The organism is Pelomicrobium sp. G1 (genome assembly GCF_051905455.1).
GTDB lineage: Bacteria > Pseudomonadota > Gammaproteobacteria > Burkholderiales > UBA6910 > Pelomicrobium.
Genome location: NZ_JBQACR010000003.1, coordinates 104,260 through 120,564, shown reverse-complemented (window position 1 = coordinate 120,564; position 16,305 = coordinate 104,260). Strand labels below are relative to the sequence as shown.

Sequence of the window (16,305 nt, the reverse complement as noted above, 5' to 3'; positions counted from 1 at the left end):
CATGATAAGGAGCGGTTCTGGCTTCACGGTGCGTTTCGCTCTTGCTCAACGCACCCTACCGCGAAGGCGCATCTTCCCATCCCACCGCTTGCACGTCGAGCAAAACGTCCACGCCTCGGGCGGGGGCGATGCGCCGCGCCGGGATGTCCTCGCCGCGACGCCACGCGGCCACCGCGGCGCGCTTGGGCTCGCCTTGCACGAAAAAGAGCACCTGGCGCGCCCGGCTGAGGCGCGACGCGCTCAGGCTGACCCGCTCGGGCGAGGGCTTGGGTGCATCGCGCACGGGGAGGACGTCCGTCTCCCGGTCTATCTCCGGGGCGAGGCCGGGAAAGAGGCTGGCGGTATGCCCGTCTTCGCCCAAGCCCAGCAACACCAGGTCGAATTCGCCCACCGACGCGAGCGTTCGGGCGTAGGCCGAGGCGGCGGCTTCCGGCCCCAGCTCCGCGGGGATGGGGTGAATCTGGGCGGGGGGAATGGGCACGTGATCGAGCCAGCGCTCGGCAATGCGCGTGTCGTTGCGGGCGGGGTCGCCCCGCGGCCGGCAGCGCTCGTCCCCGAAGTACACGTGCCAGGCGCTCCAATCGGTCTCGGCGAAGCGCAACCGTTCGTAGACCGGGAGCGGCGTCTCGCCCCCGGCGAGGACCAGATGGAACGCGCTACGCGCCGCGATCGCCTCGCGGCTCGCGCGCGCGATCGCCCGGGCGCCGTGCCGCACCAGGTCCGCGGCGTCGGGGTACACGTGCCAGCGCAGGGTCTGGATCGTCACAAGGCTCAATCAATGAGATTGCGCCAGCAGTGGTCTTCCCGGTCGAACAGGCGATCGGCTTCCTCCGGCCCCCAGGTGCCCGCCGGATAGGGGCTGACGGGGTTCCGGTCCCGGACCCAATGGCGCAGGATGGGATCCACCACCCGCCACGACCATTCCACCTCGTCGAAGCGCAGAAAGAGGCTCTGGTCGCCTTCGATCACGTCCAGCAGCAGGGTCTTGTAGGCCTCCATCGATGATGCCCGGGCCTGGCGGTAGGAAGCGTTCAAGCGCAAAACCCGGGTGCGCATTTCCGTGCCGGGCTCTTTGGCCTGGAGCTCCAGGTGCACGCACTCCGCGGGCTGGAGCGAGAGGAGAATCCAATCGGGCTCCGGCGCCGTCCCGCCGGCGTCGAACAGGCGCTGGGGCGGGTGCTTGAAGCGGACGGCGATGGAGGAGAAGGCGCTCGCCAGCCGCTTGCCGGTGCGGAGGTAGAAGGGGACGTCGCGCCAGCGCCAGTTGTCGATGTAGAGCTTGAGCGCCGCGTAGGTCTCGGTGTCGGACGCCCCGTCCACCCCCGGCTCTTCCCGGTAGCCGGGCACGGTCTCCCCCGCCACCGTCCCGCGGGCGTACTGCCCGCGCACGGCGAAGGCGCTGGCGGCTCCCTCCGGTATCGGGCGGATGGCGCGCAGCACCTTGACCTTTTCGTCCCGGATCGCGTCGGGATCGAAGGAGGCGGGGGGCTCCATCGCCACCACCGCGGCCAACTGCATCAGATGGTTCTGCACCATGTCGCGCAGGGCTCCGGCGTGCTCGTAGTAGCCGGCGCGGCCCCCGACGCCCCCCGTCTCCGCCACGGTGATCTGCACGTGATCCACGTGGTTGCGGTTCCACACCGGCTCGACGAGCATGTTGGCGAAGCGCAAAACGAACAGGTTCTGCACCGTCTCCTTGCCCAGGTAATGGTCGATGCGGTAGATCTGCCCCTCGTCGAAGTGGCGGTGTAGCAGCGCGTTCAACCGGCGGGCGCTGTCCAGATCCTCGCCGAAGGGTTTCTCCACCACGATGCGGTGCCTGCCGTGGGAACGGTTGATGCCGGCGCGGTTCAGGTTCTCGATCACGGTGGCGAAATCCTGGGGCCGGATGGCGAGGTAGAAGATGACGTTTTCGCACGCCCCCAAGTGGGGCTTGCCCAGGACTTCCACGAGGCGCGGGTAAGCTTGGGGATCGTTGAGGTCGCCGGCCACGTAGTCGAACCGGGCGGCGAAGCGATCGAAGACCTCCGGGCCGCATTCGCTCCCGAGCCGCTGGCTGAGCGCCGGGTGCAGATGTTCCAGCCAGTCTGCGCGGCGCCACGCCCGGCGCGCGAAGGCAATGACGCGCAGGCCTTCGTGCAGGCGCCCCTCGGCCTCGAGCTGGCACAGGGCGGGCAGGAGCTTGGTGGTCGCGAGGTGCCCGGTGGCCCCGAAGATGACGAAGGAGCAGGGCTCCCGCGGGACCTGGGTCATTCCGTCTCGCGGGTCCGAACGGGATGCCCGCCGAACTGGCGGCGCATCACGGCCAGCAGCCGCCAGGCGTAATCGTGTTTGCCCTGGCTCGCGAAGCGCATCATGAGGGCGGCGGAAATCGCCGGCACCGGTACCCCGCGCGCGACGGCCTCCTCCACGGCCCAGCGCCCCTCCCCCGAGTCCGCCACCCAGGGCTCGACCCCCGTAAGCGCGGGGTTCTCCGCCAGCGCCTCGGCGGTCAAGTCGAGCAGCCAGCTCCGGATCACGGTGCCGTGCCGCCAGGTCTCGGCGATGGCGGCGAGATCGAGCTGGAAGTCCGGTTGCGCCTCGAGAAGCGCGAAGCCCTCAGCATAGGCTTGCATCATTGCGTACTCGATGCCGTTGTGGACCATCTTGACGAAATGGCCCGCGCCGGCCGGGCCGCAGTGCAGCCAGCCCCGGTCGTGTGCCGGGGCGAGGGCCTTCAGGATCGGCTCCAGGCGCGCCACCGCCCGCGCCGAGCCCCCCAGCATGAGGGCGTAGCCGTGCTCGAGCCCCCCCACGCCGCCGGATACCCCGGCATCCACGAAGTCGATGCCCCGCTGCGCCAGGGAGGCGGCGCGGCGCATGGAATCTTTGTAATGGGAATTGGCCCCGTCGACGAGCACGTCCCCTGGCGCGAGGAGGGGCGCGATGGCTTCGATATGCTGCCCGGTGACCTCCCCCGCCGGCAGCATGAGCCAGACCACCCGGGGCGGGGGGAGAAGCGCGGTGAGCCGCTCCAGGGAATCGGCGGCGGCCAATCCCGTCTCCGCAGCGAGGGCATGGGCGACGGCAGGGTTGCGGTTCCACGCCGCGAGCCCGATCCCGGCCCGCCGCAGTCGCCGCGCCATGTTGGCGCCCATCCTGCCCAGCCCGACGATGCCCAGCTCCATGGGCTCATGATAGCGGGGCCGGCGTGCCCGCGAAACCTCCCGCTGCCCGGGCGCTCAGGCGGGCCTCACTTTTTCGCGGAGCAGGTGTTGAGCCCCAGCAGGGAATAGGCGGGACAGAAGCCCACCAGCGCCGTCGCCAGGGGCACGATCCCGATCCAGCCCCAGGCGCCGATGGTTCCGGTCAGGGTCAAGCCGATCAGGGCGATGCCGACCCCGGCCCGCAGCACCCGGTCGATGCTTCCCACATTCGTCTTCATGGTTACCTCCTGTCTGCTTGTACCGACCCTATTCAACGCCCTCGGCCCGGCCCCCGTCTGTGACTTAGGTCACAGACCTTCGGCGATGCGCCTCAAGCCTTCCGGGTCGAGGACCAAGATCTGCTCCCGGCCCAGAGCGACCAGGCCCTGGTCGGCGAAGCTCCCGAGGAGCCGGCTCACCATCTCCCGCACGCTCCCTAATTCGTCGGCCAACTGCTGGCGGGTGGCCCGGACGGTGCGGCCCCGCTTGAGCAGCAGAGCGGCGAGGCGCTGGTCCAGCTTGCGGAAGGCCACTTCCTCCACCAACTGCATGAGGTCGGCTAGGCGCTCGGAAAACAACCGGAAGACGAAGGTGCGAAACTCGGGCGTGGCGAGCAGCTCGGTGAAAACCGGCGCAGGCAACAGCACCAGCTCCGTCTCTCCCTCCGCCGTGCCGCGGGCGTTGTAGCGGGCCTCCCCCAGAAGGCAACTGGAGGTGATGATGCAGCTCTCGCCGGGCCGCACGCGGTAGAGGGGCAATTCGCGCCCGCCGGGGGAAAGCTTGGACACCCGCACCGCGCCGCCCAGGACGAAGGGAAATCCCCGGCAGGGCTGCCGCTCGTCGAAGACGATGGCCCCGGAGGGCAACGCGGCCGCCTGGGCCTCCCGCTCGATGCGGCTGCGCAGCGGCGGGGCGAGCCGCGCGAGAAACGGGTAGAGGGCGATCAGGCGGTCGTCGAACGCAGGCATGGGCCGTCCGATCGGGCAAGCTTCACGATGAGCAATGCGGGCATCGCGAACCGAGGTTCGCCTGCGAGTCAAGCCGGCGGGCGCGAAGCCATCGCTCCGATCCGCCGCCGCAGAAACTTCTCCACCTCCAGGATGACGAGGAGCGCCACCCCCACCGCCACCACCTCGATGCCCTGGCCGATGGCGAGGGGCCGGCTGCCGAAGAACAGCTCCATGAAGGGCGCGTAGGTGAAGAGAAGCTGCAGGCCGAACACGGTGAACACCGCGATCAAGACCGGCCCCGTGCCCTTGACGCCCTCGAAGGTGAAGGAAGGGGTGCGCAGGTAGCGCACGCTGAAAAGATAGAACACCTCCATCGCCACTAGGGTATTGACCGCCACCGTGCGCGCCTCCTCCACGCCGGCGCCGCGGGCGAGCGCCCATTGGAACATGCCGAAGATGCCGGCGAGAAAGAGCGTCGAAACCAGGGCGATGCGCCACAGCAGGAAGCCGGACAGGATGGGCTCCCCCACCGGCCGGGGCGGGCGGCGCATCACGTCGGGCTCGGTGGGCTCGAAGGCCAAGGCCAGGGCGAGCCCCACCGAACTCACCATGTTGACCCACAGGATCTGCACCGGCGTGACGGGCAGGGTCGCCCCCGCGAGGATCGCCGCCACCAGGCTCAAGGATTCGCCGCCGTTGATGGGCAGCAGAAAGGTGATGGCCTTGCGCAGGTTGTCGTACACGGTGCGCCCTTCCTCCACCGCGTGGGCGATGGAGGCGAAGTTGTCGTCGGCCAGCACCATGGCGGCCGCCTCCTTGGCCGCCTCGGTTCCCTTGCGCCCCATGGCGACGCCCACGTCGGCGCGCTTGAGGGCCGGCGCGTCGTTCACCCCGTCGCCGGTCATGGCCACCACCTCGCCGTTCGCCTGCAAGGCCTGCACCAGCCGCAGCTTGTGCTCCGGGCTCGCCCGGGCGAACACGTCCGCCTCCTGCACCGCCCGTCGCAGGGCGGCCTGGTCCATGGTCTCCAGGTCGACGCCAGTGAGCGCCCGCACGCCGTCGCCGATGCCGAGCTGGGCGCCGATGGCCCGGGCGGTCACCGCGTGGTCGCCGGTAATCATCTTCACTCGGATGCCGGCGCCGCGGCAGCGCTCCACCGCCCGGACCGCCTCCTCCCGGGGAGGATCCATCAGGCCGAAGAGGGCAAGCAGGGTGAACCCGCCCTGTTCCACGTCGGCAAAGAGCAGCTCCCCCTTTCCGGGCTCGACGGCGCGAAAGGCCGCCGCCAGCACCCGCTGCCCGGCGGCGGCCGTCTCCTCGATGCGGCGGTGCCAATAGGGAAGATCCAGCGGGCGGTCCTCCCCGCGGCTGCGCTGGGCACTGCACAGCTCCAGCACCCGTTCCGGCGCACCCTTCAGGTAAACAAAGGCATGCCCCGCGTGGTCGTGGTGCAGGGTGGCCATGAACCGGTGCTCGGACTCGAAGGGGATGGCGTCGATGCGCGGGCGCTCCTCCGCTTCCACCCGGGGACGGAGGCCGGCCTTGAGGGCGAGGGACACCAGCGCCCCCTCGGTGGGATCGCCCTCCAGCCGCCATTCCCCCGCCTCTTCCCGCAGCGTCGCGTCGTTGCACAGGAGCGCCGCCCGGGCGATCTCCAGGAGCTCCGGGTAGTCGTCCACCGCCGCTTCCCGCCCCTCCACCAGGAAGCCGCCCCGGGGCGCGTAGCCGGCGCCTTCCACCTCGAACGTCCCGTCCGCCGTCACCACGCGCCGCACGGTCATTTCGTTGCGCGTCAGCGTCCCGGTTTTGTCGGAGCAGATGACCGTCACCGACCCTAGGGTCTCCACCGCCGGCAGCCGGCGGATGATGGCGTTGCGCCGGGCCATGCGCTGCACGCCGATGGCGAGCGTGATGGTGAGGATCGCGGGCAACCCTTCCGGGATCGCCGCCACCGCCAAGGCGACTGCGGCGGTGAACATGTCGGCGGCGGCGTAGTCCCGCACCAGGATGCCGAACGCGAACACCAGGGCCGCGGCGGCGAGGATGGCCGCCGTCAGTTGCCGGGCGAAGGCGGCCATCTTGCGCAGGAGCGGCGTTTCCACCTGCTCCACCTGCTCCAGCATGGCGCCGATGCGCCCGAGCTCGGTGGCCGCTCCCGTCGCCACCACCACCCCGGCCCCCTGGCCGTAGGTGACCAGGGTGCCGGAATAGGCCATGCAGACCCGGTCACCGATGGGCGTCCCGGGGTCCACGGGGACGAGGGCCTTCTCCACCGGCTCCGACTCCCCGGTAAGCGCCGCTTCCTCGATGCGCAGGCTATTCGCCTCGATCAGGCGCAGGTCCGCGGGAACCTTGTCGCCGGAAGCGAGCAGCACCACGTCCCCGGGCACCAGCTCTTCGGCCGGGATCTCCATCCGGCGCCCAGCGCGGCGCACCGTGGCCTTGGGGGAGAGCATCCCGCGGATCGCCTCCAGCGCCTTCTCCGCCTTTCCCTCCTGGAAGAAGCCGATCAGGGCGTTGACCAGCACCACCCCGAGGATCACCGCGCTGTCCACCCAGTGACCCAGGGCCGCGGTGACGACGACGGCCGCGAGCAGCACGTAGATGAGGACGTTGTGGAACTGGAGCAGGAACCGGACCAGGGGGCTGCGGCGCTTGGGCGGCGCCAGGCGATTGGGACCGAAGCGCCCCAGGCGCTCGGCGGCTTCCTCGGCGCTCAGACCCGCGCGCCGGGTCCCGAGCCGCTCCATCACCGCGCCCGCGTCCAGGGCGTGCCAGGGGTCTGGCTGTACAGGCTTGTTCATGACGTTCGATTGGGGGAGAGGGCTATCTCTTTTCAGCTTTGTGGGATGCGTGAAGCGAAGCGCAACGCACCGAACAGCGCCGACGAATGGTGCGCCAAAACGCACCCTACGCAAACTATACGGGGGCGGACGGCCCCCGCTATTGATCCCGATCAAATCGAAGGGATCGACGCCAGCACTCTCCGCACCGGCGTGGGCACCGCCCCCTGGGCCGCTTCGAGGACGGGAAGCCACAGCCACCCCGGTTGCGCCGCCCGCTCCGGCACGCGCCCCACCCGCAAGAGCCGCGGATGGATGCGCAGGGCGAAATGGGTGAAGACGTGGGTGAGGGGCTCCAGCGCCGCGAGCGCCTGGGGCCGCGCTTCCAGCACCCGGGCGCACCAGGCGGCGGGGTCCTCTTCCAGGCCGATCTCGGGAAACGACCACAGGCCGCCCCACAGGCCCACGGGCGCGCGCTTTTCCAGCAGCACTTCGCCCGCGCGGACCACCACCAGCCACTGGACCTCCCGCTGGGGCAAGGGCCGACGCGGGCGCGGCGCGGGCAGCCGATCCACCTGCCCCGTGCGCCGAGCCACGCAGTCGCCGGCCACCGGGCAGGCGGCGCAGCGGGGCCGCGCGCGGGTGCACACGGTGGCCCCCAGGTCCATGAGGCCCTGGGTGTACGCCTCGATGTCTTGCCCGGGAAGAAGCGCGTGGGCTTCCCGCCACAGGCGCCGCTCCACGGCCGGCGCGCCCGGGTGGCCTTCGATGCCCAGGTGGCGAGCGAGCACCCGCTTCACGTTGCCGTCCAGGATCGCGGCCCGCTCGCCGAAGGCGAAAACCGCGACGGCCGCGGCGGTGGAGCGCCCCACCCCCGGCAGCCTGGCGATGTCTTCGCTGCAGGTGGGGAAAGCGCCGCCCCACTTCCCCATAATCTCCCGGGCCGCCCGGTGGAGGTGGCGCGCCCGGGAGTAATAGCCGAGCCCGCTCCACAGCTCGAGCACCTCCTCCAGCTCCGCCGCGGCCAGCGCCGCCACGGAGGGGAAGCGCTCCAGGAAGCGCAGGTAGTAGGGAACGACGGTGGCCACCTGGGTCTGCTGCAGCATCACCTCTGCGATCCAGATGGCATAGGGGTCGCGGCGCTTCTGCCAGGGCAGGTCATGCCGTCCCGCCCGCCGCTGCCAGGCGATGAGCCGTTCGGCGAAGGTCCCGGCGACCGGAATCACTTCTTGAACAGCTCCTTCAGCGCGTCCAGGGGGTTGGGCGGCGGCGCCTCCTGGCCCGCTTCGCCCCCTTCCTTAGGGCCGCCCAGCCGGCGCTGGATCTCCCGCTCCAGGGTACGCTTGGCCACGTCGCCCGCGATGGCGCCGAAGTCGAACTCGTAGCGGGGCTGGGCCAGGGGACCCGTCACCCGCACCGGCACCGTGATGCCTTTGAGCTGGGCCAGTTCCGCGCCCCCTTGTCCCTTGGAGGTGGCCACCACGGTGGCCTTGAGCAGGTAATCCAGGGTGTCGTTGACGATATCCACGCTCCCCGCACCGGCGAGCCGCAGCAGGGGCGACTTGCCCGTGAGGTCGTTGTTGCGGGCGACGCCGTCCTTGAGGAGAAAAGTGCCCGAGAGCTCGGAGAAGTCGGTCTTCTTCTCGCCGCTCGCGGCTTCCACCTGCTTGCCCCGCAGGGTGGCGAGGGCCGCCTTGGCCTCCCGCAAGGTCTCGGCGATGTTCACCCCCTTGATGGCGCCATCCTTGAGCTGGAAGGCCACGGTGCCCCGCAGGGCTTTCTTGAGGGCCTCGACGCTCGCCCCCTGGCCGCTCAAGTCCAAGGTCACGGTGCCGCGCCCTTCCAGGCGATCCGTGCCGTTCAAGTCCCGAAGCAGGGGGCCCACCTGGACGCCGGTCAACTGCTGCTGGATGGCGATGGAAGGGGGCTGGGTGGCGGCGATGGCCAGCGCCCCCGAGAGCTTGCCCTGGTACAAGGTGGCGGATGGCGTGGCGTTCAACCGCCCGCCGGCGGCCTTCACGACGAGGTGCACGTCGGTGGCAGTCAGGTTCGCCGCCTTGAGCTTGCCGATTTTCACCACCCCGTTCAGGTCCAGGCCCTCGAGGAAGGCGAAGCCCAGGGGGGCGCCCTTCCGAGCGGCGGCGTCCTTCTGGGATGCCGACCCTTGGCCGCTTCCCTTCCCCGCTTGAGGCGGGGCGCCGCCGGTGAGCCGGTCGAGATCCAGGGTTTCTACCGCCAGGGCGAAAGAAACCTTCGGTTTGGCGAACCCGTTCACGTCCACCGTGGCGGTAAGGGGGCTCTCCAGCAGCGTGCCCTGGAGCCGGGTGCTGGCCGTTTCCTTGGCCGTGTTGAACGCCGCCTCTCCCGTCAGATCGGCGGAGGCCTTGCCTCCGGGCAAATCCGGCCCCATGGCGGTGCCGCTCAGCTTGAGGGGCTTCAACCGGAACTCCCGGGTCTCCAGGTTCCCCGTCAAGGGGGCGTTCACGGTCACCTTGAACGTCCGCTCCCCCTGGCGGCCGTCCAGGGTGAGCTGCAGGGGCCCCGCCTGGAACGCCTGGGCGTTGCCCTGCACGCCGGCGACAGCCAGGTTCGCGACCCAGGCGTCCCGGCCCCCCGTGCGCTTGAAGCTCACGGTGGCCTTCCCGCCCGTGTAGCGTTCGCCCGCCAGGATCAGCTTGGGGGCGTCCACCGCCAGGTCCAGGGCTTCGCCCCCATGCTCGCCCGTGAGGGTGAGCTTCAGTTTCTCGGCCGCGAACTCCCCGGTCTTGGCGTTGGCGGTCAAGTCCCCGTTGGCGGCGAGCTCAAGCTTCTTGAGCTCCGCGGCGTTCCCAGTCACGTGGAGGCTCGCGTCGTTCATGGCCACGCGCTGCGCCTGCACATTGAAAGTGAGACGGCCCTGGAAGCGGGTGTCCAGGTTCAGCTCCGGCTGCTTGCCCACCGCGGTGAAGGTGAGGCCCACGGTGCTCGGCACGTCGTTGGCGATGCGCCCGGTCTTGAGGTTCAGGTTGCGCAGCGTGAGCTCCCGTCCCTGGGTCTCGTCCCGGTAGTGCAGGGTCGCGTCGCTCACCGTCACCTGATCGATGTCGATCATCACGGGCGGCGCCCCCTCCTCTTGCGGCGCCTGGGCCTTTCCCGCCGGGGGCACCGGCACCGCCAGCAGGTCCTGGTAGTTGGTGGAGCCGTCCTTGAACTTCACCAGCCGCGCCCGCAAGCCCGTGAGGGCCACCTCGTCCACCACCACTTCCCGGCGCAGCAGGGGCCACAGGGCCACTGAAGCCCTCGCGCTCTCGATGGCGGCGAATTCCTCCTCCCCGCCCCGCTCGGACAGGCTCGCACGGCCGAGGCTCGCGCCGAGCCTGGGAAAGAGGGTGAGGCGCAGGTCGCCCTCCAGCGTCAGCGTGCGGCCGGTCTTTTCCTTGACCAGGGCCGCGAGCTGGGGCTTGTAGCGGTTGGCGTCGAAGGTGGCGGCGAAGAGGACGAGTCCCGCGATGGCGACGACCGCCAGCACGGCGAGTCCGAGGAGGGCGAGCTTGAGCTTTTTCATCGAAGGGCCTTGCATGTGGAGGTTGGGCGGAGAACAATCCGCGGCCGTCGCGGCGGTGGAGAGGACACCGGAGCGACACGGGAGCGGCGCCGCGGCTTTCGCAACGGGCTCCAGCGTATCATATCGCGCAGCGAGGGAAAGGCGCTCTGCCGCGGTGAACTCGCCGCCGCGCCCGCCCTTCTACTGGTTCATGCTCCAGGTCCGCGATCTCACCAAGGCCTATCATCCCGGCGCGCCGGTGCTGCGGGGCGTCGCCTTCGATCTCGCTCCCGGAGAATATGTGGCCATCATGGGGGAATCCGGCGTGGGCAAATCCACGCTGCTCAACCTGATCGCCGGCCTGGACACACCGGATGCGGGACGCGTGGTGCTGGAGGGGGTGGACCTCACCCGGCTCGACGACGACGAGCGCACCCGCCTGCGCCGCCGCCGCATGGGCTTCGTGTTCCAGGCCTTCCACCTGCTGCCCCACCTGACGGTGGCTCAGAACGTGGCCTTGCCCCTCGCCTTGAATGCCCTGGACGATCCGGACCGGGTGCAGCGCTTGCTCGAGCGGGTGGGGCTCGCAGGCAAGGCCCGGCGCTATCCCCGGGAGCTCTCCGGCGGCGAGGCCCAGCGGGTGGCCATCGCCCGGGCCCTGGTCCACCGGCCGGCCCTGGTGCTGGCGGACGAGCCCACGGGCAACCTGGACCCGCGCACCGCTGCCCAGGTGCTAGGCGTGATGAAGGAGCAACTTCAGCAGGACGGCGCCGCTGCCATCCTGGTCACCCATTCCGAGCGGGCCGCGGCCACGGCCCAGCGCGTCTACGTGTTGGGACCCGAGGGGCTCGCGCCCCAAACCCGCTGAATGGGAACCGCCCGCCTCATCGCCCGGGCCGCCGTGCTCGGGCCCCTGTTCCAGGCGCCGGGCCGCACCGCCCTGTCCGTCGTGGCCATCGCTCTGGGCGTCGCCCTGGGAATGGCGATCCACCTGATCCACGGCACCGCCGCCGCGGAAGTCCACGCCGCCACCCGGGCCCTCTTCGGCGAGGCGGACCTGGTGGTGCAAGGGGGGAGCGAAGGCTTCGACGAGGAGCTCTTTCCGATGGTGGCCCGCACCCCGGGCGTCAAGCTCGCGAGCCCGCTGGTGGAAGTGGAAGCGCGGCTTGAGGGGCGCCGGGAAACCCTGCGCATCCAGGGGCTGGATCCCCTGCGGGCCGGGCGGCTCCTGCCAGCCCTTTCCACCGGCGAAGGCGGTTCCCCCATCGACATCTTTAGCGACGATGCCTTGTACTTGAGCCCCGCCGCGGCCCAAGCGCTTGGGCTTCGAGAGGGCGACCGGCTCCCGGTGCGGGTGGGCACCCGTCCGGTGGAACTGCGGGTGGCGGGGTTACTTCCCGGAAGCGCTTTTTCCCAGTCCATCGGGGTCATGGACATCGCCGCCGCCCAGTGGAGGCTCGACCGGCTGGGGCGGCTCTCCCGCATCGACCTGCGCCTCGCCCCCGGCGCCGAGCCGGCGGAGGTTCGCGCCGCTCTGGCGCAGCGGCTCCCCCCCGACGTGCAGGTGACCACCCCGGCGCTGGAGGCCCGGGAAGCCCTGAGCCTCTCCCGGGCCTACCGGGTGAACCTGACCGCCCTTTCCCTGATTGCCCTCTTCACCGGCGGGTTCCTGGTCTTTTCCACCCAGGCCCTCTCCGTGCTGCGGCGCCGGCGGCAACTGGCCCTGCTGCGGGCCCTGGGGGCGGCGCGGGGGGCCCTCGCCCGCTGGATCCTGGCGGAGGGGGCGGTCCTCGGGGCCGTGGGCGCCGCCCTGGGGGTGGCCCTGGGTTACGCCCTGGCGGCTTTCGTCCTGGCGACCCTGGGCGCCGACCTGGGGGCGGGATATTTTCCGCACCTCGCCTCCCGGGTGCGGGCTACCCCCTGGACCTGGGCGGGCTTCTTCGTCCTGGGGGTTGGGGTTTCCGTCCTGGGGGCCCTCGCCCCGGCCCTGGAGGCGGCTCGGGTAGCGCCGGCCCAGGCCCTCAAGGCAGGGGACGAAGAGCGGCCCCTCGCCCGCCTCCCCTGGCGCGCGCCGGGGACGGTAGCCCTGGGGCTCGCCGTCGCACTCCTCGGGCTGCCCCCGGTGGACGGGCTGCCCCTGGGGGGCTACGCCGCCATCGCCTTGCTCCTCCTGGGGGCGGTGCTGCTGCTGCCGGCCCTCACCCGCCGCGCCTTCGATGCGCTTCCCGTCCGCGGGCCGGCATGGACCCAGGTGGCCGCCGCCCACCTCAAAGGCAGCGCGGGCCAGGTGACGTTGTCGGTGGCGGCGGTGCTGGTGAGCGGCAGCCTCATGGTGTCCATGGCCATCATGGTGGCCTCCTTCCGCCACTCCCTGGACGCCTGGCTGGAAAAAGTGCTGCCCGGAGACCTCTATCTGCGCGCCGGCTTCGCCGGGGAATCCGCCTTCTTGGACGTGGCCTTCCAGGAGACTTTAGCGGGTCTTCCCGGTGTGGCTCGCTTCGAGCTGTCCCGCTCGGTGGAAATCGTCCTGGCCCCCGACCGTCCCCCCGTCACCCTGATCGCCCGGCCCATGGGCCTTAACGAGGCCCGGGAGCGCCTGTGGCTCACCCGGGAGGCCCCCGCCCAGCCCGAAGAGGTCGATCCCCTTTGGGTGTCCGAGTCCTTCGCCGATCTCTACGGCCTCGCGCCGGGCAGCCGCCTGGAGTTGCCCCTTGCCGGGCGCCCCGTGGCCTTCCAGGTGCAGGGGATCTGGCGGGACTACGCCCGGCCGGAGGGCGCGGCGGTCCTGGATCTGGCCCTGTACCGGCGGCTCACTGGCGATCCCCGTGCCACCACCGCCACCCTGTGGCTCGCCCCGGGGGCGACGGCCGATGGGGTGGCCGCAGGTCTGCGGCAGCGGCGGCCGGAAGCCGCCTTCGAGGTGAGCGTCCCGGGGGACATCCGGGCCGCCTCCCTCGCCCTCTTCGACCGCACCTTCGCCGTCACCTACGCCCTGGAAGCCGTGGCGCTGCTGATCGGGCTCTTCGGCGTAAGCGCCGCCGCCAGCAGCCAGGTGCTGGCCCGGCGGGGGGAGTTCGGCATGCTGCGCCACGTGGGCATGACCCGCCGGGAGATCGGGGCCATGCTGGCCTTCGAGGGCGGGGTGTGGGGCCTCACCGGTGTCCTGGCCGGCAACGTGCTGGGATTCGTGGTGGGCCTGATTCTGATCCACGTAGTCAACCGCCAGTCGTTTCACTGGAGCATGGATCTCCATCCCCCCTGGGGGCTGCTCGTGCTCCTGGCGGCGGGTCTGGTCGCCGCCGCGGCGGTGACCGCCGTGGCGAGCGGCCGCCAGGCCACGGGCATGGAGGTGGTGCGGGCGGTGCGGGAGGACTGGTGAGGAGCCTTAAGGGTTTGTTCGGGCTGGCGCTGCTGGGTTTCGCCGCTCTGGCGGCAGCGGGGATCGAGTATCCTCCGGTCACGCCGGGCCGGGAGATCTCGTTTCCTGCCGACGAGGGCAGCCACCCGGCGTTCCGCATCGAATGGTGGTACGTGACCGGGTGGCTCACTGCCGAGGACGGGGCCCGGCTGGGCTTCCAGGTCACCTTTTTCCGCAGCCGGCCGGATTTTGCCAGCGAAAATCCCAGTCGATTCGCGCCGCGCCAGGTCCTGGCCGCCCACGCCGCCCTCTCGGACCCCGCCTTAGGGCGGCTGCTCCATGACCAGCGGGCGGCCCGGGAGGGCTTCGGCCTGGCTTACGCCCGGCAGGGTCGGGTAGATCTCGCCATCGACGACTGGACCCTGATCCAGGAAGGCAGCCGCTACCGGGCCGTGATCCCCGCCCAGGGATTCCGCCTGGATCTCGCCTTCGAGCCCACCCAGCCGCCCCTGCTGCAGGGACGGGACGGCTTCAGCCAGAAGGGGCCCGAGGAGCACTCGGCGAGCTACTACTACAGCCTGCCCCACCTGCGGGTCGCGGGCACCGTGGAGCGGGACGGGCGCCGCCGGACGGTGACCGGGGAAGCCTGGCTCGACCACGAGTGGTCGAGCCGGCTCATGGACGAGGCCGCGGTGGGCTGGGACTGGATCGGGATCAATCTCCTGGACGGGGGGGCGCTGATGGCCTTCCGCATGCGCGACCGGAAAGGCGGGACCCACTGGGCGGGGGGCACCCTGCGGCGCCCCGACGGGAGCGTTCGCACCTTCGGGCCCGACGAGGTCGTCTTCATTCCTGGGCGCCGCTGGGCGAGCCCCCGTTCCGGGATCGGCTATCCGGTGGACTGGACGGTGCGGACGGGGTCTCTAGAGCTTAAACTCCGGCCCCTCATGGATGATCAGGAAAACGACGCCCGGGCAAGCACCGGCACCCTCTACTGGGAGGGCGCGGTGGAGGCGCTGGAAGCGGGCCGCCTGGTGGGGCGCGGTTATCTGGAGCTGACCGGCTATGGCAGGGCGTTGAGGTTTTAGCGGTCAATGGAACGTCAGCGACGAACCCCCTGCGCTCAATCGGCAGGCCCCACGCTCCGGACTACTTCTCGGCGCTTCGCCAGGTGGGCGGTGGCGGCTTCGGCCTGGCCGGTGGCCACGTCCAGCGTATAGGCGCCCCCCGCTCCCGGACCGGAGACGATGGTCGCCCCCACGCTCTGGAGCAGCTCCCGGATCTGACCTTCCGTCGCCTCGTGATGGAAGGTCACGGTGAGCCGGGCGCCCCCGACCTGGACAGGGGTCGCGGCTTCCCGTTCATGGAGCAGCGCCCCGATCAGGGCCGCCTCCACCGCCGCCACCGTCACCGCGATGCCGAACATGGGGGTAAGCCAGCGGGGCCGGCCGCGGCGCCGCGGGGGTGCCGCCGGAACGGGAACCGGGGCCGAAGGCACGAGCTGCTGCATGAAGCGGGCGAAGGCGGCGTCCCGGCTTCGCGGTCCAACACTCGCTTGAGCCTCCCGTTCCCGCCGCCTCAGCCATTCCACTTCCGCCCGCGCGTCGGGGGAGCGGGCAAGGAAAGCCTCCACCCGCGCCAGCATCGGGCCGGTCAGATGTCCTTTAACGTAACGGGGAAGGAGCTTACGCAACTCCAGATCTTCCGGGTTGCGGTTTCTGCTATCAGCCATCGTCGGACTCTCGCTCAACCCAGGTGTGCAAACCCATGGTCCACTTCGATAGTAGGCCGTTGTCCCGCGCTTGTCAGCTATCGAAACGAAGTCGCGAAAAGACAAAGATCTAAGAGAGGCGGGCGAAGGCGGTAGACGTCGCTGGAACCGCTTCGAATGGGTCTTGCAGGACGAAGCGGAAGCGTTTCTGGATGGGAGCGGGTGATGGGAATGCGCCCGGCTCGCGTTGCCTCCGCGATCCGGACATCCCTCGCCGCTGTCAGCGGCTTCGCGGCCGCCCACGCATCAAACCGCAATCCGCACACCCCGACGGGTGATGGGAATGTGCCCGGCTCGCGTTGCCTCCGCGATCCGGGCATCCCTCGCGGCGATGCCGCTCGGGACCGTGGGCCCGTGGACGGGCCCACGTCCAACCGTAGGTCCACCGGACCTCCGGTTGTCGAACCCGGGTGGGTACTTCACCCTTCCCCACATTCCAGAAACCCAAGGGCCCTCCGCGGAGGGCCCTTGGGTTTCTGGAGCGGGTGATGGGAATCGAACCCACGTTCTCAGCTTGGGAAGCTGATGTTCTACCATTGAACTACACCCGCACGGCGGACTCGGCTATTTTCCTCCCCTTCCCACCTCGCCGGAAATCCAGCGGGTGATGGGAATGTGCCCGGCTCGCGTTGCCTCCGCGATCCGGGCATCCCTCGCCGCCTCAGGCGGCTCGGGACCGCCGGGCCTCGACCGGCCCGACGTCCCATTCGACGTCCACCGGACGTCGAATGGTCG

12 protein-coding genes and 1 tRNA gene are annotated in these 16,305 nt (G+C 70.6%); 3 read left to right on the top strand and 10 right to left on the bottom strand.

What is annotated here, in order from left to right; all coding sequences use genetic code 11:
- Positions 1-55: 55 nt before the first annotated feature.
- The 8 genes from pgl to ACTFO6_RS04205 form a co-directional block, all read right to left on the bottom strand.
- Positions 56-766, bottom strand: coding sequence for a 6-phosphogluconolactonase (pgl, locus tag ACTFO6_RS04240; protein WP_439933199.1), 711 nt, complete (start codon positions 764-766; stop codon positions 56-58).
- A 5-nt stretch (positions 767-771) separates the two neighbouring features.
- Positions 772-2,253: a glucose-6-phosphate dehydrogenase gene (gene zwf, locus ACTFO6_RS04235; protein WP_439933198.1), complete on the bottom strand. Its 1,482-nt coding sequence runs from the start codon at positions 2,251-2,253 to the stop codon at positions 772-774.
- Positions 2,250-3,167 carry a phosphogluconate dehydrogenase (NAD(+)-dependent, decarboxylating) gene (gene gnd, locus ACTFO6_RS04230; RefSeq protein WP_439933197.1) on the bottom strand — a complete coding sequence of 306 codons (918 nt, stop codon included), beginning with the start codon at positions 3,165-3,167 and terminating at the stop codon, positions 2,250-2,252. The genes zwf and gnd overlap by 4 nt, the downstream gene beginning before the upstream one ends.
- 65 nt (positions 3,168-3,232) lie before the next feature.
- Positions 3,233-3,424, bottom strand: coding sequence for a YgaP family membrane protein (locus ACTFO6_RS04225; protein ID WP_439933196.1), 192 nt, complete (start codon positions 3,422-3,424; stop codon positions 3,233-3,235).
- Positions 3,425-3,493: 69 nt separating this feature from the next.
- The gene (locus ACTFO6_RS04220; protein ID WP_439933195.1) at positions 3,494-4,153 is read right to left on the bottom strand and encodes a Crp/Fnr family transcriptional regulator; all 660 of its coding nucleotides are present in this window, start codon (positions 4,151-4,153) and stop codon (positions 3,494-3,496) included.
- A gap of 68 nt (positions 4,154-4,221) precedes the next feature.
- Positions 4,222-6,939 (bottom strand): cation-transporting P-type ATPase, encoded by a 2,718-nt coding sequence (locus ACTFO6_RS04215; RefSeq protein WP_439933194.1) that lies wholly within the window; start codon positions 6,937-6,939, stop codon positions 4,222-4,224.
- 152 nt (positions 6,940-7,091) lie between these two features.
- Entirely contained in the window at positions 7,092-8,144 is a 1,053-nt protein-coding gene (mutY, locus tag ACTFO6_RS04210) for an A/G-specific adenine glycosylase (RefSeq protein WP_439933193.1), read from the bottom strand.
- Positions 8,141-10,462 carry an AsmA family protein gene (locus ACTFO6_RS04205; RefSeq protein ID WP_439933192.1) on the bottom strand — a complete coding sequence of 774 codons (2,322 nt, stop codon included), beginning with the start codon at positions 10,460-10,462 and terminating at the stop codon, positions 8,141-8,143. Before ACTFO6_RS04205 ends, mutY begins: the two co-directional genes overlap by 4 nt.
- Before the next feature lie 190 nt (positions 10,463-10,652).
- On the opposite strand from ACTFO6_RS04205, the gene ACTFO6_RS04200 reads away from it, so the two are divergent.
- Genes ACTFO6_RS04200 through ACTFO6_RS04190 form a run of 3 tightly spaced genes read left to right on the top strand, consistent with a single transcriptional unit; the run spans position 10,653 to position 14,887 of the window.
- Positions 10,653-11,309 carry an ABC transporter ATP-binding protein gene (locus ACTFO6_RS04200; RefSeq protein WP_439933405.1) on the top strand — a complete coding sequence of 219 codons (657 nt, stop codon included), beginning with the start codon at positions 10,653-10,655 and terminating at the stop codon, positions 11,307-11,309.
- On the top strand, positions 11,310-13,820 hold the full coding sequence (locus tag ACTFO6_RS04195; RefSeq protein WP_439933191.1) for an FtsX-like permease family protein: 2,511 nt from the start codon (positions 11,310-11,312) through the stop codon (positions 13,818-13,820).
- Positions 13,817-14,887, top strand: a complete 1,071-nt coding sequence (locus tag ACTFO6_RS04190; RefSeq protein WP_439933190.1) for a lipocalin-like domain-containing protein — start codon at positions 13,817-13,819, stop codon at positions 14,885-14,887. Before ACTFO6_RS04195 ends, ACTFO6_RS04190 begins: the two co-directional genes overlap by 4 nt.
- Before the next feature lie 35 nt (positions 14,888-14,922).
- Here the strand turns inward: ACTFO6_RS04190 and ACTFO6_RS04185 are convergent, their stop codons facing one another.
- Both ACTFO6_RS04185 and ACTFO6_RS04180 read right to left on the bottom strand, forming a co-directional pair.
- Entirely contained in the window at positions 14,923-15,531 is a 609-nt protein-coding gene (locus ACTFO6_RS04185; protein ID WP_439933189.1) for a hypothetical protein, read from the bottom strand.
- Positions 15,532-16,047: 516 nt separating this feature from the next.
- Positions 16,048-16,121 (bottom strand) — tRNA-Gly (locus tag ACTFO6_RS04180).
- Positions 16,122-16,305: the final 184 nt, after the last annotated feature.